Source organism: Stenotrophomonas maltophilia group sp. Smal32 (assembly GCF_030237085.1).
Taxonomy (GTDB): Bacteria; Pseudomonadota; Gammaproteobacteria; order Xanthomonadales; family Xanthomonadaceae; genus Stenotrophomonas; species Stenotrophomonas maltophilia_Q.
This window is the reverse complement of record NZ_JASJSI010000085.1, coordinates 1-18,451: the sequence shown is the minus strand read 5'-3', so window position 1 is coordinate 18,451 and position 18,451 is coordinate 1. Positions and strand designations below refer to the sequence as shown.

14 protein-coding genes and 1 pseudogene are annotated in these 18,451 nt (G+C 63.0%); 8 read left to right on the top strand and 7 right to left on the bottom strand.

Annotation, left to right across the window (positions count from 1 at the left end; all coding sequences use genetic code 11):
* Positions 1-111 precede the first annotated feature (111 nt).
* On the bottom strand, positions 112-270 hold the full coding sequence (locus tag QRO91_RS17155) for a hypothetical protein (RefSeq protein ID WP_285310485.1): 159 nt from the start codon (positions 268-270) through the stop codon (positions 112-114).
* Between the two features lie 105 nt (positions 271-375).
* Here QRO91_RS17155 and QRO91_RS17150 point away from each other — a divergent pair, with 105 nt between their 5' ends.
* The 6 genes and pseudogenes from QRO91_RS17150 (at position 376) to QRO91_RS17130 (ending at position 6,233) form a co-directional block, all read left to right on the top strand.
* Positions 376-2,646: a methyl-accepting chemotaxis protein gene (locus QRO91_RS17150; protein WP_285310484.1), complete on the top strand. Its 2,271-nt coding sequence runs from the start codon at positions 376-378 to the stop codon at positions 2,644-2,646.
* A 37-nt stretch (positions 2,647-2,683) separates the two neighbouring features.
* On the top strand, positions 2,684-3,553 hold the full coding sequence (locus QRO91_RS17145; RefSeq protein ID WP_197651129.1) for a CheR family methyltransferase: 870 nt from the start codon (positions 2,684-2,686) through the stop codon (positions 3,551-3,553).
* Positions 3,550-4,146 carry a chemoreceptor glutamine deamidase CheD gene (cheD, locus tag QRO91_RS17140; RefSeq protein WP_008264676.1) on the top strand — a complete coding sequence of 199 codons (597 nt, stop codon included), beginning with the start codon at positions 3,550-3,552 and terminating at the stop codon, positions 4,144-4,146. Before QRO91_RS17145 ends, cheD begins: the two co-directional genes overlap by 4 nt.
* A complete protein-coding gene (locus QRO91_RS17135) occupies positions 4,143-5,216 on the top strand; it encodes a chemotaxis response regulator protein-glutamate methylesterase (RefSeq protein ID WP_197651128.1) in 1,074 nt (357 codons plus the stop codon). The genes cheD and QRO91_RS17135 overlap by 4 nt, the downstream gene beginning before the upstream one ends.
* Before the next feature lie 45 nt (positions 5,217-5,261).
* A pseudogene (locus QRO91_RS22605) lies at positions 5,262-5,483 on the top strand (HNH endonuclease); the annotation flags it as partial.
* Positions 5,484-5,753: 270 nt separating this feature from the next.
* Entirely contained in the window at positions 5,754-6,233 is a 480-nt protein-coding gene (locus tag QRO91_RS17130; protein ID WP_197651127.1) for a hypothetical protein, read from the top strand.
* Positions 6,234-7,050: 817 nt separating this feature from the next.
* On the opposite strand, the gene QRO91_RS17125 is transcribed toward QRO91_RS17130, so the two are convergent.
* From QRO91_RS17125 to QRO91_RS17110, 4 genes are all read right to left on the bottom strand, one after another.
* On the bottom strand, positions 7,051-9,051 hold the full coding sequence (locus tag QRO91_RS17125) for a hypothetical protein (RefSeq protein ID WP_197651126.1): 2,001 nt from the start codon (positions 9,049-9,051) through the stop codon (positions 7,051-7,053).
* 205 nt (positions 9,052-9,256) lie between these two features.
* Positions 9,257-11,848, bottom strand: coding sequence for a bifunctional aconitate hydratase 2/2-methylisocitrate dehydratase (acnB, locus tag QRO91_RS17120; protein ID WP_197651125.1), 2,592 nt, complete (start codon positions 11,846-11,848; stop codon positions 9,257-9,259).
* Between the two features lie 43 nt (positions 11,849-11,891).
* A complete protein-coding gene (locus tag QRO91_RS17115; protein ID WP_005409506.1) occupies positions 11,892-12,290 on the bottom strand; it encodes a type II toxin-antitoxin system VapC family toxin in 399 nt (132 codons plus the stop codon).
* A 6-nt stretch (positions 12,291-12,296) separates the two neighbouring features.
* Positions 12,297-12,521 carry an AbrB/MazE/SpoVT family DNA-binding domain-containing protein gene (locus tag QRO91_RS17110; protein ID WP_005409505.1) on the bottom strand — a complete coding sequence of 75 codons (225 nt, stop codon included), beginning with the start codon at positions 12,519-12,521 and terminating at the stop codon, positions 12,297-12,299.
* A 301-nt stretch (positions 12,522-12,822) separates the two neighbouring features.
* Between QRO91_RS17110 and acnA the strand changes: the two genes are divergently transcribed.
* Entirely contained in the window at positions 12,823-15,576 is a 2,754-nt protein-coding gene (gene acnA / locus QRO91_RS17105) for an aconitate hydratase AcnA (protein ID WP_049431171.1), read from the top strand.
* Between the two features lie 87 nt (positions 15,577-15,663).
* Here acnA and QRO91_RS17100 read toward each other — a convergent pair whose 3' ends face one another.
* Both QRO91_RS17100 and QRO91_RS17095 read right to left on the bottom strand, forming a co-directional pair.
* Entirely contained in the window at positions 15,664-16,119 is a 456-nt protein-coding gene (locus QRO91_RS17100; protein WP_152906599.1) for a hypothetical protein, read from the bottom strand.
* Between the two features lie 116 nt (positions 16,120-16,235).
* The gene (locus QRO91_RS17095) at positions 16,236-17,786 is read right to left on the bottom strand and encodes a BCCT family transporter (protein ID WP_197651123.1); all 1,551 of its coding nucleotides are present in this window, start codon (positions 17,784-17,786) and stop codon (positions 16,236-16,238) included.
* A 170-nt stretch (positions 17,787-17,956) separates the two neighbouring features.
* On the opposite strand from QRO91_RS17095, the gene betI reads away from it, so the two are divergent.
* Positions 17,957-18,451 (top strand): transcriptional regulator BetI (gene betI / locus QRO91_RS17090; RefSeq protein WP_285310483.1); only part of this gene is annotated, 495 nt, incomplete at its 3' end.

Here is an 18,451-nt window from a genome sequence, read left to right as displayed (position 1 = left end):
GGATGGCGCCATCGAGCCCCCATGGGTGAGGGCGCTTTGCTTGCGAAGCACTGCTTCGCAAGCGCCCGAACGCACAGCCGCCAGCGGCTGGGCCGGACCCCGGAGGGGGGTTTACGGCGTGTCCTGCCGGCCCAGCCACTTACTGACAATCCAGCGCCGACCAACCGCTGTTGCTGTTGCTGTTGCTGTTGCTGTTGCTGTTGCTTCAAAAGCCTGCCGCAGGCAGCGCCGCAGCCGCCGCTGCACGGAAACCTGAATACGTTCGGACACGACACCTCAATCCCCCGCCCCAGCGGCCGATAACGGGGTTGTCACGGCGTATCCCGCCGCTGACCGGCTCGGCGCCGCCCGCCCGTTTCGACCTGGTCCTGCTCGATGAATCTCCTGCATCGCTGGCAACACTACTTCAGCAATCTCTCCGTCCGGCGCAAGCTCAACCTGCTGACGCTGCTCATCGCGCTCGGCGTGATCGCGCTCTCGGTGATCGCCGCCCGCATGCAGTACCTGGACCTCACCGAGACCCGCAAGACCGCACTGAAGACCCAGGTCGAACTCAGCTACGGCATCCTGCAGCACTACCATCGCCTGGCCGGCACCGGCGAGCTCAGCGAGGACGCCGCCAAGGGCGCCGCGCTGCAGGCGCTGGAATCGATGCGTGCCGAGAACGATACGTACTACTTCAACATCTACGACACCGGCTACCGCCTGCTGATGCACCCGTTCCGGAAGGACCTGGTCGGCAAGGACATGAAGGACTTCCGCACCGACGACGGCGTGCGCATCTATTACGACCAGGTCGAAGCGGCCAGGGCCGGCGGCGGCTTCGTCAACTATCGCTGGGCCAAGCCTGGCAGCAAGGGCGAGGTCGAGAAGGTCGCCTACGCCGGCCTGTTCGCGCCCTGGAACTGGGTGGTCAGCAGCGGCGTCTACATGGACGACGTGCAGCAGCAGGCGCTGGTGTTCACCGCCATCATGGCAGTCTCCGGTGGCGTCCTGGTGTTGATCGTCCTCGCCCTGAGCTGGGTCATCGGCAACCGCATCGCGCGCCCACTGAAGCAGGCCACCGCCATCGCCGAAGGCATTGCCAATGGCAAGCTGGACAGCCACATCGGTCCGCAGGCGCATGACGAACCCGGCCGCCTGCTGGAGGCCATGTCCGGCATGCAGCAGCAGCTGCACGCGGTGATCGGCGGCCAGCGCGAAATGGCCCGCCGTCACGATGCCGGCGAACTGAGCTACCGCATCGACGCCAGTGTCTTCCCCGGCGAGTATGGGTTGATGGTGCAGGAGACCAATACCCTGGTCGGCAGCCACGTGCAGACCCTGCATGACGTGCTGGACGTGGTACAGCAGTATGCGGTCGGCGACCTGAGCCGCGACATCGCCCGCTACCCCGGCGAAAAGGCGGCGATGACCACCACCGTCGACACCGTCAAGGCCAACCTCGGCCGCATCAACGCCGAAATCAAGCAACTGGCCAGTGCCGCCGCTGCCGGCGACTTCAGCCGTCGTGGCGACGCGCAGCGCTTCGATCACGATTTCCGCCTGATGCTGGAAAACCTCAACGCGATGATGGCGGTCAGCGATGACAACCTCGGCAAGCTCTCGCAGCTGCTGTCGGCGATTGCCGAAGGTGACCTGACCGCGCGCATGCACGGCGATTACCAGGGCGTGTTCGCCCGCATGCGCGACGACGCCAACACCACCGTTGCGCAGCTGACCCAGATCGTCGGCCAGATCCAGGCCAGCGCCTCCAGCATCACCCTGGCCGCCGGCGAGATCGCCTCCGGCAACAGCGACCTGTCGCGCCGCACCGAGCAGCAGGCCGCCAACCTGGAAGAAACCGCTGCCTCGATGGAGGAGCTGACCTCCACCGTGCGCCAGAACGCCGAACACGCGCGCCAGGCCAACCAGCTCGCCATCGGTGCGCATGGTGTCGCCTCGCAGGGTGGCGACGTGGTCGGCCAGGTGGTCACCACCATGTCGGCCATCGAAGCCTCGTCGAAGAAGATTGCCGAGATCATCTCGGTCATCGACGGCATCGCGTTCCAGACCAACATCCTGGCGTTAAACGCCGCGGTGGAAGCCGCCCGCGCCGGTGAACAGGGCCGTGGCTTCGCGGTGGTTGCCAGCGAGGTGCGCACCCTCGCCCAGCGCTCTGCCGCCGCCGCCAAGGAGATCAAGGGCCTGATCGACGATTCGGTCGGCAAGGTCGCCGAGGGCTCCAGCCTTGTGCACCAGGCCGGCAGCACCATGGGCGAGATCGTCGCCTCGGTCCAGCGCGTCACCGACATCATGGCCGAGATCTCCGCCGCGTCGCAGGAACAGAGCGCTGGTATCGAGCAGGTCAACCAGACTGTGGTGCAGATGGACGAAACCACCCAGCAGAACGCCGCGCTGGTGGAGGAAGCCACGGCCGCCGCACGTGCGATGGAAGACCAGGCCGCGCAGCTGGCCGACGCCGTGGCGATCTTCCGCCTCGACAACCAGGTTTCCGCCGCAGTGAAGGCTGTGGCGGAACGCGTGGAACCGGCGCGCGTCACCACCGTGGCCCGTCCGCAGCCGACCAGCACGCCCGCGCCGGTCCGCCGCAGCAGCAACGCCAGTACCTTCGTGGCCAGCGACAGCGACTGGCAGGAATTCTGAGACCCACCCGCGGTGGCTTCGGCCACCGCCCTCGCCGATGGACACGTCCCCCGTGCAAAGTCCCACTCCCATCGTCACCGGCCCGCGCGAATTCGAGTTCGCCGACCGTGATTTCCGCCGCGTCTGCGACCTGATCTATCAGCGCGTGGGCATCGCCCTGGCGCCGGCAAAGCGCGACATGGTGTATGGCCGCCTGTCGCGCCGCCTGCGCACGCTGGGCATGCGCAGCTTCCAGCAGTACCTGGACCATCTGGAACAGGAAGACGGCGATGAGTGGCAGGCGTTCACCAACGCGCTGACCACCAACCTGACCTCGTTCTTCCGTGAGCCGCACCACTTCGACAAGCTGCGCGAAGAGCTGCAGCAACGCTCGAACCGCACGCCACTGCTGCTGTGGTCGTGTGCCGCATCCACCGGTGAAGAGCCCTACTCGATGGCGATCACCGCCTGTGAGGCCTTTGGCACGCTGAAGCCACCGGTTCGCATCGTGGCCACCGACGTCGATACCCAGGTGCTGGCCACCGCCGGCCGCGGCGTCTACAACATCGACCGGGTCGCCAACCTCGACCCGGACCTGCGCCGCCGCTACTTCCAGCGCGGCAGCGGTCCCAACGAGGGCCAGTGCCGCGTGCTGCCGGCGCTGCGCGAGCTGATCGAGTTCCGGCCGCTGAACCTGCTCGCCCCGCGCTACGACGTCGGCGGCCCGTTCGACGCCCTGTTCTGCCGCAACGTGATGATCTATTTCGACAAGCCGACCCAGCGCGCCATCCTCGGCCGCCTGGTGCAGCACCTGGCCGACGATGGCCTGCTCTATACCGGGCACTCGGAGAACTACCTGCACGCCGCCGACCTGATCCAGCCCTGCGGCCGCACCCTGTACCGCCGCGCGGCAAAGGCCGGCGCATGAACGCCTCGCTGCGTACCGACGATGTGATGCGCTACCAGGACGCGCGCTTCAAGACCATCGCCGCCAAACTGCTGCCCACCCAGTACCTGGTGGTCGATGACACCACCGCGCTGACCACCACGCTGGGTTCCTGCGTGGCCGCCTGCCTGCGCGACCCGGTGTTGAAGATCGGCGGCATGAACCACTTCCTGCTGCCCGAGGGCAATGCCGGCGACGGCGCGCCCGCGCGCTACGGCAGCTACGCGATGGAACTGCTGATCAACGACATGCTCAAGCGCGGCGCGCACCGCAAGCGCATCGAAGCCAAGGTGTTCGGCGGCGCCAACGTGCTCAAGGGCTTCACCAGCAATCCGGTCGGCACCCGCAACGCCGAGTTCGTGCGCCAGTACCTGCAGGCCGAGCACATCCCGATCATCGCCGAGGACCTGTGCGGCATCCATCCGCGCAAGATCTGGTTCTTTGCCGATACCGGCCGCGTGGTGGTACAGCGCCTGCCGCATGCCCACGAAGCCGAGGTGGCTGCGACCGAATCGGCGGTGCGTGCGCGCCTGTCCAAGGCCCCGGTCACTGGTGGCGTGGAGCTGTTCGAATGACCCTGACCGGCAACGCCCCCTGCCGGGTCCTGATCGTCGACGACTCCGCCGTCGTGCGCCAGATGCTCACGGAAATCCTGTCCAGCGATCCGTCCATCGACGTGGTCGGCACCGCCGCCGACCCGCTGCTGGCGCGCGAGAAGATCAAGCGCCTGGCCCCGGATGTGATCACGCTGGACGTGGAAATGCCGCGCATGGACGGGCTGGCGTTTCTGGAAAACCTGATGCGCCTGCATCCGCTGCCGGTGGTGATGATCTCCTCGCTGACCGAGCGTGGCGCCGACACCACGCTGCAGGCGCTGGCACTTGGCGCGGTGGACTTCGTCTCCAAGCCCAAGCTGGACGTCGCGCGCGGCCTGCAGGGATACGCCGACGAGATCATCGCCAAGGTCAAGATGGCCGCGCGCTCGCGGGTGCGCCCGCTGGTGCGTGCCAGTGCCCCCAAGCTCACGCTGGAAGCAGCGCCTGCAATGCGTGCTGCCGCGCCGCAGTTCCGTACCACCGATCGGCTGATCGCGATCGGCTCATCGGCCGGTGGCACCGAAGCGCTGCGTGTGGTGCTGGAAGGCATGCCGGCCGACGCGCCCGCCGTGGTGATGACCCAGCACCTTCCGGCCAGCTTCAGCAGTGCCTTCGCCGAACGCCTGGACCGCCATTCGGCGATGGCCGTGCGCGAGGCCAGCGATGGTGAGGCGGTGCTGCCCGGCCACGCCTACCTGCCACCGGGGGGCAAGCACCTGCGGATCATCCGCGACGGTGCCCGCTGGCGCTGCCGCATCGACGACGGCCCGGCGGTGAACCGGCACAAGCCCGCGGTGGACGTGCTGTTCCGTTCGGTGGCGCAGGCCGCCGGTGGCAATGCCATTGGCGCCATCCTCACCGGCATGGGCGATGACGGCGCACGCGGCCTGCTGGAAATGCGCCAGGCCGGCGCACCCACCCTGGTGCAGGACGAAGCCACCAGCGTGGTCTGGGGCATGCCGGGTTCGGCGTTCAAGCTGGGCGCGGCCGAAGAACAAGTGCCGCTGGAGCGGATTGCCGAACGGTTGCTGGCGCTGGCGCGTTGCTAGAATGGATTCATCCTGGAAATTCTCCGCTACGAAAAGGAACACGAATTGTTCAATTTGATAAGGGATTACGAGAGAATTGTCTCACTTCAGGCGGACAAACGAGTCGAACTAGGCACGCAAGGCGCTTGCAGATACTGCAGGAAATCTGGATCCGATGTCACATTCAGATCCGCTGCCCACGCACTCCCAGAGCTTATTGGGAACAAGCACCTCTATTCGCTGGACGAATGTGATTCCTGCAATGCGTACTTCGACAGAAATCTTGAGAACGACCTTGCGAACTTTCTTGGCATCCTGCGCACTACCACTGCCATAAAAGGGAAGAAAGGGGTCCCAGGATTCAAGTCCAAGGACGGACAGAGGGTTGAGCGTGTCAACGACTGCCTGATAGTGATCGAGCATCACAACTCTGAGCTTGTCTCTGAGAATGCAGCTACAGAATCTATTACTCTGCAAACAAGGACGAATCCGTACAGACCTACCCGCGTTTTCAAATGCCTTGCCAAAATGGCAATCTCGGTACTCCCGGAGCAAGAAGTGAAGCGTCATCTGCGTTGTATTGACTGGATTCGAGGCGCTACGACATCGGCGCCGCCCCATCCACGCACGCTTGTATCGAAGGTGACGATGCTCTCCGGACATATTCCTTTCCCGCACCCATCTATCTCAATCTGGAAGCGGAAACAAAAGAGCAACGCGCGCCCGCGAATAATAGCCATTCTGTGCTTTCAGAACTTCGTATTCGAGTTCTGCCTTCCACTTTCAAAGAAGTCTTCTCCCGCTGAAGAAAGCAATTTTTCCTTTCCCGATCTTGGGTTGCCGTGGAACCTCCTTTCCGGTGAAGGCAACGCGTCGGCATCGCTAGTCGATCTATCAGAACGGGACAAGGTCGTTACAGACCGGATAGCGCATCTAAAGCTGAAACAACCATGGGAGCAGATCGAGCCGGATGAAATTCCAGCCGAGCTAAAAGAGCACCTGAAAAAGCTCGATATTTCGATAGGACCACCAAACTAGACTAAGCGCTCCTCCCTGCTCAGTCAATTTTGCCCGTTCGCAATGTCTGCAAACGTACACCTTCTGGATCTCAACAGATTACTAGAAACGGGGATTTACCGCAGCCGACTGCCGCCACGCAATGTCCACGGCGACGTCAATTCTCTAAGCGGAATCCTCCACTACAAACCGGCACATCTAGCCTGATCACCGGCGTGAGCGCGCAAAAACTCTATTTCTACTGCCGCTTCATATCTTGGGATTTGGAAGTGGCAGGAAGGACGTAGTCGCGAGCGCCATTCGTCTCCCTGCTCGCGTTTCTGTTACAGCCGCCTGCGATACCAGAGGAGGCCTCGTTCATTTCAAAGCCCAACAAGGCGAGAACTTCGTCACGCTGATGTTGGCTGGGCTTGAGGACTTTGGCGCCTTCAACTGAAGCTGGAAGGGGCCGTCGAACCCTGCGCTTCCGAACCTGCATCGCCATTACTAAATCGAACTTGATCTCGCGCGCCGCCAGGCCTCTCCCGCCCGCTCAAGTGCGACGACCTGCCGCCGCTGGAAATGGACGGATAAGGAGATCGCAGCATTATGCTGATTGGCGGCCGCCGACTGCAGGTCTGCGCGGGTTGGATCATCCAGCAGCAAAGCCACCGTTCACAGGATAGTGCCGGCGGCTCGCCGGCACTCCCGTATATGCCCTTCTGAAAAAAAACCTAGCTCTCATCAGCGATTTTTCGCTTGAACGGGCTGCCGGCCAGCCGCCGGAAGCAACCGCCTTGGCCTTACTTAGTCTTGCCGGCCGCCGCCAATTAAAGCAACAAGAAAACCCATTATCCATTCAGGAACTGGCACGTTGAACAGCATCCTCAAGCCACCGAAGCGCCCGGCGATAGTAGGCTAAATCAGCACCATCCACATCTTTCGCATGAGCATCAGGTCGGTCATTTACCACTGCAGAGTTATCTTTGAGCTGCCGAAGATCGATAAATATTGGAGAAAAAAGGGACCACTCTTTTTCGATCAAACGGATCAATTCAGTCCAAAGCAGCTTCTCAATCAGATCATCCGGCGGCAGGTGCTGAAGCTTCTCCACGCGAGATTTTTCAATGCCGCGAATTATGCGCGCAGAAGGAACACCCTTAGACTTATCCTGGAGGTATGAAAACTTGATGAAATTGAGAGTCAAAGCCCGCATCTTTCGTTCAAGCTTGTTCCTGCTCGCATTTACCTGCGCCAGCTCATCCGCCCAGTCATCAATATTATATCTCAAGGGCTGGGAACTTACCGGAAGGATATCAGCGACACCAGATCCCCCCTGATTCTTAAGCTCATAGAGCTTAAGTCCCTCTTCGATCATAATGCTGGCAAGCCTGACCTCACCACGAACCTCCTGAAATATCCCATACCTCAATAGCGTCGAAGCCATTGGATCCGTCTTTTTGGGAGTGCTTCCTTGGAGAACTTCTCGAGCAGCGGAATAGACCTCAGGATGCACCCTAAATAGATGATTTATCGCCACTTCGGCAATTGCTGCACCCTCGACCTCAACAAATTCTGTAACCAGCCGCTCAGCCGTTTCACGCGGAATTGCGCAAGGCCTATCTCTAATATCAATATGCCGGTGAATGTAAGAGCAAGCCTTTCTTGTCCAGTAAGGCATATTCCCGCAAGCATTCCCAATCCATTCAGCTGTCGCTTCATCGAAAGAAAGTCCAGCCACTTTCGAGATGGCTCGGATCATTCCAGCGCTAGCACTAGAGGCCAAGGGAGATAGATACTCCTCAGGAATAAATGCAAGGACTGCATTCTCCACGCCATTTACAGATTCAACCTTAAACCACTTACTTGATACACCACAAACAAACAGCGAAATCTTTCGATCCCGACGCGCCCCCTCTTGAACCACAGCGCGCAAATTTCTCCAGAAGGGGTTAAATTCCTTTGACCACGCATCCCTTGCCGTCGGACTTCCAGGAGTAATGTAATCGACCTCATCAAAGAAGATAATGACAGTTGCGCTAGATGAATCGATAGCCTCGTTAAGTTTTCCTCTTGCATCGCTGAGGCGAATGGGTCGACCCTTCACGCGTCCGACTTCAACATAGCGCGCGCCATCCCGAGTGGCGGATCCTATCGCGTCCGCAATTGAGTGAAGCAACCTGCCAGAATCTTGGCTCCAGATTTCATCCTTCGAGCAATCCACCATCACGCATAGGCAATCATGGTGCGATCTGGCTTCATGAAGTATTCGATTTAGAATGGAAGTCTTGCCAATCTTTCTAATTCCAAGCGATGAACGAATCTGCCCACCGCGCAACTGGCGGGCAATATCCAGAGCCTCAGTGCGTCTGCCGAAGAATCTTGCATCGTCCGAAACTGGACCGGTTACATCGAAAGGGTCATTTGAGAAAAAATCCTGAAGCAGATCTCTTTCAAAAGAATCTGAGTCACTCGAAATATCACGAGAAGAAAGCGGAAGGATAGCCAGCCCCTGTTCTCGACCCCAATTCTTAAGCTTTCTGTTCCCATCGGGATCGGCATGGACCACTATTGCAAGCGATCCCTCGAGGCGCCCCTGCGACTCGAGCAACTGGGCCTTGAGGGCCTGAATAGTACGCTGCTGTTGATCTTGAAAATTTGTCACTATGACAATTACTTCTCGATCAGTAGAGAATATTTTTGAAAGGCGCTTATTGGGCTTTACAAAAATGACGCCGTAGACGCCATGCTCGTATTCGAACTTAGACAGGGGCTTTGTCATAGTCATAAGACCATTACTAATGCGCTCAAAGCTTTGCGCAAGATCTGCAATCTCTTGGTGCGGCGACTGTCTGACCATTGTGCTCTAGAATTCCGTTTCACGTGTGTGAATGCATACTATACGGAAATTGTGACCGCGGCAAAAATCTCGACTCATGCGCGGTGTTTTCTGTTTGCCCGTCAGCGGCCGGCACATTCATGCATATTCCACGCACAAAAAACCCCCGGCTTTCACCGGGGGTTCTTCGTTTCAACGCACTGCCGGCCAGCGGCCGGCACTACCCTCAGGCAGCGACCGTCTTGGCCACGTCCTGATATTCCTCGATCTGGTCGAAGTTCATGTAGCGGTAGATCTCCGCACCATTGGCGTTGATCACGCCGATGTCCGCCATGTACTCCTCCTTGGTCGGGATGCGGCCCAGGCGCGAGCAGATCGCCGCCAGTTCGGCCGAACCCAGGTACACGTTGGTGTTGCGGCCCAGGCGGTTCGGGAAGTTGCGGGTCGAGGTCGACATCGCGGTGGAACCTTCGCGGATCTGCGCCTGGTTGCCCATGCACAGCGAGCAGCCCGGCATTTCCATGCGTGCGCCGGTGGCGCCGAAGGTGCCGTACACGCCTTCCTTGGTCAGCTCCGAGGCATCCATCTTGGTCGGCGGGGCCACCCACAGGCGGGTCGGCAGGTCACGCTTGCCTTCCAGCAACTTCGCAGCGGCGCGGAAATGACCGATGTTGGTCATGCACGAACCGATGAACACTTCGTCGATCTTGGCGCCGGCGACTTCGGACAGGGTCTTCACGTCGTCCGGGTCGTTCGGGCAGGCCACGATCGGCTCGTGGATGTCGGCCAGGTCGATCTCGATGACGGCAGCGTATTCGGCGTCGGCATCCGGCTCCAGCAGCTGCGGGTTGGCCAGCCACGCTTCCATCTTCTCGATACGACGCTGCAGCGAGCGCGGATCCTGGTAACCCTCGGCAATCATCCACTTCAGCAGGGTGATGTTGCTGGTCAGGTACTCGATGATCGGTTCCTTGTTCAGGCGCACCGAGCAACCGGCGGCCGAACGCTCGGCCGAGGCGTCGGACAGCTCGAACGCCTGCTCGACCTTCAGCTCCGGCAGGCCTTCGATTTCCAGGATGCGGCCGGAGAAGATGTTCTTCTTGCCAGCCTTGGCCACGGTCAGCAGACCCGACTTGATCGCGTACAGCGGGATCGCGTTGACCAGGTCACGCAGGGTCACGCCCGGCTGCATCTTGCCCTTGAAGCGCACCAGCACCGATTCCGGCATGTCCAGCGGCATGACGCCGGTGGCCGCAGCGAAGGCGACCAGGCCCGAGCCGGCCGGGAACGAAATGCCCACCGGGAAACGGGTGTGCGAGTCACCACCAGTACCGACGGTGTCCGGCAGCAGCATGCGGTTGAGCCAGCTGTGGATCACGCCGTCGCCCGGGCGCAGCGAAACGCCGCCACGGGTGGAGATGAACTCCGGCAGGGTGTGGTGGGTCTTGACGTCCACCGGCTTCGGGTAAGCGGCGGTGTGGCAGAACGACTGCATCACCAGGTCGGCCGAGAAGCCCAGGCAGGCCAGGTCCTTCAGCTCGTCACGGGTCATCGGGCCGGTGGTGTCCTGCGAGCCGACCGAAGTCATCTTCGGTTCGCAGTAGGTGCCCGGGCGCATGCCCTGGCCTTCCGGCAGGCCACAGGCGCGGCCGACCATCTTCTGCGCCAGCGAGAAGCCCTTGCCGTTGTCGGCCGGCTGCACCGGCAGGCGGAACAGGTCGGTCGGGGCCAGGCCCAGCGCCTCACGCGCCTTGCCGGTCAGGCCACGGCCGATGATCAGCGGAATGCGGCCACCGGCGCGCACTTCGTCGAACAGCACGTCGGACTTGACCTGGAACTCGGCGATCACTTCACCGTTCTTCAGCGCCTTGCCTTCGTACGGACGCAGCTCGACCACATCGCCGTGCTCCATCTTCGACACGTCCAGCTCGATCGGCAGTGCGCCGGCATCTTCCATGGTGTTGTAGAAGATCGGGGCGATCTTCGAACCCAGGCAGACGCCACCGGCGCGCTTGTTCGGAATGAACGGAATGTCATCACCGGTCCACCACAGCACGCTGTTGGTGGCCGACTTGCGCGAGGAACCGGTGCCGACCACGTCGCCGACGTAGGCAACCAGGTGACCCTTGTCCTTCAGGTCGAGGATCTGCTGGATCGGACCGCGCTTGCCGTCTTCTTCCGGGGTGAACGGCGCGTCGTCGCGCTTGTTCTTCAGCATCGCCAGGGCGTGCATCGGGATGTCCGGGCGGGTGGTTGCGTCCGGTGCCGGCGACAGGTCGTCGGTGTTGGTTTCGCCCGGCACCTTGAACACGGTGACGGTCAGGCTCTGCGGCACTTCCGGATTGCTGGTGAACCACTCGGCATCGGCCCAGCTCTGCAGCACGGCCTGGGCGTTGGCGTTGCCGGCCTTGGCCTTTTCCTGCACATCGTGGAACGCATCGAACACCAGCAGGGTCTTCTTCAGGCCGTTGGCAGCGATGGTGCCGACGCTGGCGTCGTCCAGCAACTGCACCAGCGGGGCCACGTTGTAACCGCCGAGCATGGTGCCCAGCAGTTCGGTGGCGCGCTCGCGGCTGATCAGCGGGTTCTGCTCGCTGCCCAGCGCGATCGCGGCCAGGTACGAGGCCTTGACCTTGGCTGCGTCATCGACGCCGGCCGGCACGCGGTGGGTCAGCAGGTCGAGCAGGAACTCGGCCTCGCCCTGCGGCGGGTTCTTCAGCAGTTCGATGACATCGGCCGTCTGCTGCGCGCTCAGCGGCAGCGGCGGGATGCCAAGCGCAGCGCGCTCGGCGACGTGGTGGCGGTAGGCTTCCAACATGACAACTCCCGGGTAATGCGTAGGTTGAAATAACAAGGTGGGCTCAGGCTTGCGGCACGATCAGCTTCAGGCCCTTGAAGTAGTCGCGGTAAAACGTGTCGTTCCAGGTGATCAGGCCATCGCACTGCAGCAGTGCGTGGGCGCCGACCATGAATTCGTCCAGGCTGCGGCGGCTGCCGCCGCGCTGGCGATGACGGCGGTGCATCTCGCCGGCGCGCAGGGCCGACTTGGCTTCCATCGGGTTGAAGTGCACACCCATCTCTTCCAGTGCTTCCAGCACCTCGGCGCCACCGCGCAGCGATGCGCAGACTTCGGCCAGGGTCGCGCCACACACCACTACGCGGCCACCGACCAGGCTCTGCCGCAGGATGGCTTCCACTGCATCGGCCTGCGGACCATTGCTGAGCAGCTCGACCAGCACCGGCGAATCGACGGCGATCATCACGGCTTACTCCTCGTCACGCACCGCGCGTACCGCTGCGTCGGACGATTCGAAGCCGTCCAGCGCGAACTTGCCGCGCGCCCGTGAAATGGCATCGTCAACACTCTTGCGCAGGATGATGCGGCTGCCGTCCAGCTCGACCTTCAGCAGCGTGCCCTTGGTCAGGCCGAGGGCATCACGCACCGCCTTGGGCAGGGTGATCTGTCCGCGTTCTGCAACAGTGGCTTCCATCGGTAGGCCCTCCAGAGTATGCACAAATTATACATACTTCCCCGGGCATACTTCCACTCTGAACAGGACCGGCGACCCGCCAGCCCTTGCCTCGCAAAGGATCGGCCACAAACGTGACATACGCCATACACCTTCCCCTGTAGTCTGGAACCGATGCCGCAGGCCGGACCCGGCCCGGGTGAATCCATTCAGTTTCGGGTTCATACTGGAACCTCCGGGGCCACCAGGCCCGCGGCGACCGCAAGCAGGCCCACCAACGAACGGGCCACTGCAAGCCATCCGCAAGAAGGAGTTACCCCGCATGAGCGATTCGTTCTCCACCCGCAGCCAGCTGAACGTCGGCGGCAAGACCTACGACTACTTCAGCCTGCCCACGCTGGGCCAGCGCTTCGATATCTCCCACCTGCCCTACTCGATGAAGATCCTGCTGGAGAACCTGCTCCGGCATGAGGACGGCGGCGCCACCGTCGGCCCGGACCACATCGAAGCCGTGGCCCGCTGGAACCCGTCCGCCGAACCGGACACCGAGATCGCCTTCATGCCGGCGCGCGTGGTCCTGCAGGACTTCACCGGCGTGCCCTGCGTGGTCGACCTGGCCGCAATGCGCGACGCGGTGGTCAAGCTCGGCGGCTCGCCCGAGCAGATCAACCCGCAGATTCCCTCCGAGCTGGTCATCGACCACTCGGTGCAGGTCGACGTGTTCGGCAAGCCCGACGCGCTGGACCTCAACGGCAAGATCGAATTCCAGCGCAACCAGGAACGCTACGGCTTCCTGCGCTGGGGCCAGAAGGCCTTCGACAACTTCAAGGTGGTGCCGCCCAACACCGGCATCGTCCACCAGGTGAACCTGGAAAACCTGGCCCGCGTGGTGATGACCGCGGACAAGGACGGCAAGGCCGTTGCCTACCCCGATACCGTGTTCGGTACCGACAGCCACACCACCATGATCAACGGCATCGGCGTGCTCGGCTGGGGCGTGGGCGGCATCGAGGCGGAGGCGGCCATGCTCGGCCAGCCATCGTCGATGCTGATCCCACAGGTGGTCGGCTTCAAGCTGACCGGCAAGCTGCCCGAAGGCGCCACCGCCACCGACCTGGTGCTGACCGTCACCCAGATGCTGCGCAAGCTGGGCGTGGTCGGCAAGTTCGTCGAGTTCTACGGTGACGGCCTGCAGCACCTGCCGCTGGCCGACCGCGCCACCATCGGCAACATGGCCCCGGAATACGGCGCTACCTGCGGCATCTTCCCGATCGACGCCGAATCGCTGAACTACCTGCGCCTGTCCGGCCGCAGCGAAGAACAGATCAACCTGGTCGAAGCCTACGCCAAGGCGCAGGGCCTGTGGCACGAACCGGGCAGCCCGCACGCCCAGTACAGCACCACGCTGGAACTGGACATGGGCACGGTGAAGCCGTCGCTGGCCGGCCCCAAGCGCCCGCAGGACCGCGTGCTGCTGGAAGACGTGCAGAAGAACTACCGCGAAGCGCTGGTCGGCATGACCGCCAACCGTGACAAGCGCAGCGAGGATGTGTCCTCGTTCGTCAATGAAGGCGGCGGCGCCGCGGTCGGCAACGAGCAGCTGGCCAAGGGCTACGCCGACATCGAAACCGAAGGCCGCAAGGTCCGCCTGAAGGACGGTGCGGTAGTCATCGCTGCCATCACCTCGTGCACCAACACCTCCAACCCGGCGGTGATGATCGGCGCCGGCCTGCTGGCCCGCAACGCGGCCGCCAAGGGCCTGAACCGCCAGCCGTGGGTGAAGACCTCGCTCGGGCCGGGCTCGCGCGTGGTCACCGACTACCTGGAAAAGGCCGGTGTACTGAAGGAGCTGGAGAAGATCGGCTTCTACGTGGTCGGTTACGGCTGCACCACCTGCATCGGCAACTCCGGCCCGCTGCCGACCGAAGTCAGCGCCGGCATCGCCACCGGCGACCTGGTGGTGACCTCGGTGCTGTCGGGCAACCGCAACTTCGAGGGCCGCGTGCATCCCGAAGTGAAGATGAACTACCTGGCCAGCCCACCGCTGGTGGTGGCCTATGCCATTGCCGGCACCACCGACATCGACCTGACCACCCAGCCGCTGGGTACCGGCAGCGATGGCCAGCCGGTGTTCCTGCGCGACATCTGGCCGAGCAACAAGGAAATCGGCGACGTCATCGCCGCCACCATCGGCCCGGAAATGTTCAAGCAGAACTACGCCGATGTGTTCAAGGGTGACACCCGCTGGAACACCATCGCCTCGCCGGACGGCAATCTGTACGAGTGGAGCGATGCCTCCACCTACATCAAGAACCCGCCGTACTTCGATGGCATGACCATGCAGACCGGCAGCATCGACGACGTGCACGGCGCGCGCGTGATGGGCCTGTTCGGCGATTCGATCACCACCGACCACATCTCCCCGGCCGGCAACATCAAGAAGGATTCGCCCGCAGGCCGCTTCCTGCAGGAACGCGGCGTGCAGCCGGCCGACTTCAACAGCTACGGCAGCCGCCGCGGCAACGATGACGTGATGGTCCGCGGTACCTTCGCCAACATCCGCATCAAGAACCTGATGTTCGGTGGCGAGGAAGGCGGCAACACCCTGTACTACCCGGCCGGTGGCGGCCAGCCGGAGAAGCTGGCGATCTACGATGCGGCCATGAAGTACAAGGCCGACAAGGTGCCGCTGGTGGTGCTGGCCGGCAAGGAATACGGCACCGGCTCGTCGCGCGACTGGGCAGCCAAGGGCACCCTGCTGCTGGGGGTGAAGGCGGTCATCGCCGAAAGCTTCGAGCGCATCCACCGCTCCAACCTGGTCGGCATGGGCGTGCTGCCGCTGCAGTTCCGCAACGGCGAAAACGCACAGAGCCTGGGCCTGGACGGTTCGGAGGTGATCGACATCACCGGCCTGCAGGACGGTGCCAGCAAGCGCGCCACGGTCACTGCGACCAAGGCCGACGGCACGAAGAAGACCTTCGAAGTGTCGGTGATGCTGCTGACTCCGAAGGAGGTCGAGTACTTCCGTCATGGCGGCCTGCTGCAGTACGTGCTGCGCCAGCTGGCCAGCAAATAACGCCTGACCTGTAGAGCCGAGCCATGCTCGGCTGCATTGCCACCAACCGCAGCCGAGCATGGGCTCGGCTCTACAGATGCACTGCCCCTACGGCCCGACGCCGTAGATCCGCCACGGCGCCGCGCTCGGCCCGACGTCATACACCAGGCCGCGCAGGCCCTCCGGCATCACCGTCCCGCCATTGGCGGCACCGGTGTTGAGCACGGTTACCACCATCTCGAACGCCGGATGCGGCGCCTGGCCGATGCGCGAACAGACCACGCCACGGTCCTCGTAGTGCACCACCGGGGTAAAGCCACCATCGCCGCAGGCCACCGCAATGAAGCGGTAGCCGCGATCCTCGGCACTGCCCGGCATCAGCGCATGCGCGGCGTAGGACACGCGCCCCTGCCCGCCGGCATAGGCCGGCACCTGGACACGGAACTGGCCGATATCCCCCACCGCCAGCACCGGGAAATCGAGTTGCAGCATCGGTGGGGGGATCGGCTCGGCACGCAGCGGAATCGCAACGGACAGCAACAGGCCACAGAGAAGTCGTTTCATCGGGGTCTCCCGCTTGAAGAGACTCCATGGTCGATCACGACCCCATGCGACGTATCTAGGAATGCAATGAAATGTGGCAGGCATCGGCCCGCGCCGATGCCCACCCGCACCGCCCCTCAGCGCCGCGGCGCGTCCGGATCGGTGCGCAGCGCCTTCAGCAGGCCCCACATGTAGAAGGCCAGCGTGAACGAGAACGGCAGGCCGCACAGCACCACCGCCGTCTGCATCGCACTGAAGTTGCCGGCCAGCAGCAGGCCGACGCTGGTCACGGTGATGCCGGCCGCCCAGAACACGCGCAGCCAGATCGGCGCGTCGTGGCCGTCCTCCACGCCGTCATCGACACGACGGGTGCACAGGTTGGCGATCATCAGCGTGCCCGAATCGACCGGAGTCAGGAACAGCACGAAACCGATCACCACCGCGGCACCGGCCATGTAGGGCGCGGCGGGCAGGTATTCGAGCAGCTTGAACAGCGTCATCGCCGCATCGTGCTGGGCGACGTCGCCCAGGATCGCCTGGCCGTGGTTGAGCACCAGGTCGATGGCGGTATTGCCGAAGATCGACAGCCAGGCCAGGGTGAAGCCGAGCGGGATCAGCAACACGCCCATGATCACTTCGCGGATGGTGCGGCCACGCGAGATGCGTGCCACGAAAAGGCCGACGAACGGTGCCCAGGCAATCCACCACGCCCAGTAGAACAGCGTCCACGAGCCCATCCACTCACGGCCCTTGGGGTCGTTGAGGTACATGTCGAAGCTCTTGCGCACGAACGCGCCCAGGTAGTCGCCGGTGTTCTGGATCAGGCCGTCGAACAGGTGCAGGGTCGGGCCGGTGACCAAAACGAACAGCAGCAGGCCGCACAGCAGGCGCACGTTGAGGTTGGAGAGCCAGGCGATGCCCTTCTCCACGCCCGCGACCACGCCGATGGTGGCCACCGCCATCATCACCAGCACGATCGCCACCAGCACCTGCGGCGTATCCGGGATGTTGAACAGGTAGACCAGGCCGGACTGCACCACCAGCGCGCCGATGCCGAGGTTGGTCACCATCGAGATCAGCGTGGCCAGGATGCCGAAACCATCCACCATGTCACCGATGCGGCCGTGGATGCGCTCACCGAAGATCGGGTACAGCGCCGAGCGCAGCGCCAGCGGCAGGTCGCGGCGGTAGGCGAAGTAGCCCAGCGCCACGCCGACCAGCGCGTACAGCGCCCAGCCGTGCAGGCCCCAATGCAGGAAGGTCAGCACCATCGCCTCGCGGCCGGCGGCCACGGTACCGCCGGGCTGCCCGGGAGGATTGAGGAAATGGTCCAGCGGCTCGTAGGCGCCGTAGTACAACAGCGCGATGCCGATGCCGGCCGAGAACAGCATCGACACCCAGGCCACGTAGCCGAACGCCGGTGATTCCTCGTTGTGGCCCAGGCGGATGCGGCCGTACGGCGAGAACGCCAGCCACAGCACGAAGCCCAGGCACAGCACGATCAGCAGCATGTACCACCAGCCGAACGCCGCCGAGACCTCGGCCTGCGCCCATTGCAGCCAGTGCTCGCTGCCTTCGGGATAGAGAACGGTGAGCAGCCCGAGGATGCCGATCGACACCGAGGAACTGAAGAACACAAAACGGTTCAAGCGCAGGGGCGAACGCTTGGGATGAGCCAGGGAAGACATGGGGTCGTCTCATCAAGTCCGAGGGAGCACATGGGCGGGGCCGGACCGGTAAACCGGGCCCATGGCGTGGGGCGCGAGCGCATCCTAGGGTTTATTGATTGAACGTTCAATCAATAAAAAGCATAATGGCGGGCAGCCCGATCCTTCGGGTCGCAATCCGTGGAGAGACAATGCCGAAGAAAGGCGTGGAACCGGTACGGCGCGAACAGCTGATCCGGGCCACTTTCCAGACCATCGACGAGATCGGCATGGCCGATGCGACCGTCGCCACCATCGCGAAGAAGGCCGGGCTGTCCAGCGGCATCGTCGCCCACTACTTCGGCGACAAGGACGGCCTGCTCAATGCTGCAATGCGGCAGATCCTGCGCGAACTGAAGGACGCGGTCGCCCGCTACCGCGCCGACGCAAGCGACGATCCGCGCGAGCAGCTGCGCGCCATCGTCGACGGCAACTTCGACGACAGCCAGATCAACGGCACTGCGATGCGCGTCTGGCTCACCTTCTGGGCCGCCAGCATGCACCAGCCGGAACTGGCCCGGCTGCAGCGCGCCAACGACCAGCGCCTGTTCTCCAACCTGTGCCACCAGTTCAACCGCCTGCTGCCCCACCCGCAGGCCCGCCTGGCCGCCCGTGGCCTGGCCGCGATGATCGACGGCCTGTGGCTG

Bases quoted from the DNA above. Each gene is read 5' to 3' on its own strand.
- cheD (WP_008264676.1), top strand. From the start codon at position 3,550: ATGAACGCCTCGCTGCGTACCGACGATGTGATGCGCTACCAGGACGCG.
- QRO91_RS17125 (WP_197651126.1), bottom strand. From the start codon at position 9,051: ATGGTCAGACAGTCGCCGCACCAAGAGATTGCAGATCTTGCGCAAAGC.
- QRO91_RS17110 (WP_005409505.1), bottom strand. From the start codon at position 12,521: ATGGAAGCCACTGTTGCAGAACGCGGACAGATCACCCTGCCCAAGGCG.
- QRO91_RS17095 (WP_197651123.1), bottom strand. From the start codon at position 17,786: ATGTCTTCCCTGGCTCATCCCAAGCGTTCGCCCCTGCGCTTGAACCGT.
- acnB (WP_197651125.1), bottom strand. From the start codon at position 11,848: ATGTTGGAAGCCTACCGCCACCACGTCGCCGAGCGCGCTGCGCTTGGC.
- QRO91_RS17145 (WP_197651129.1), top strand. From the start codon at position 2,684: ATGGACACGTCCCCCGTGCAAAGTCCCACTCCCATCGTCACCGGCCCG.
- QRO91_RS17100 (WP_152906599.1), bottom strand. From the start codon at position 16,119: ATGAAACGACTTCTCTGTGGCCTGTTGCTGTCCGTTGCGATTCCGCTG.
- QRO91_RS17135 (WP_197651128.1), top strand. From the start codon at position 4,143: ATGACCCTGACCGGCAACGCCCCCTGCCGGGTCCTGATCGTCGACGAC.
- QRO91_RS17150 (WP_285310484.1), top strand. From the start codon at position 376: ATGAATCTCCTGCATCGCTGGCAACACTACTTCAGCAATCTCTCCGTC.
- QRO91_RS17115 (WP_005409506.1), bottom strand. From the start codon at position 12,290: ATGATCGCCGTCGATTCGCCGGTGCTGGTCGAGCTGCTCAGCAATGGT.
- acnA (WP_049431171.1), top strand. From the start codon at position 12,823: ATGAGCGATTCGTTCTCCACCCGCAGCCAGCTGAACGTCGGCGGCAAG.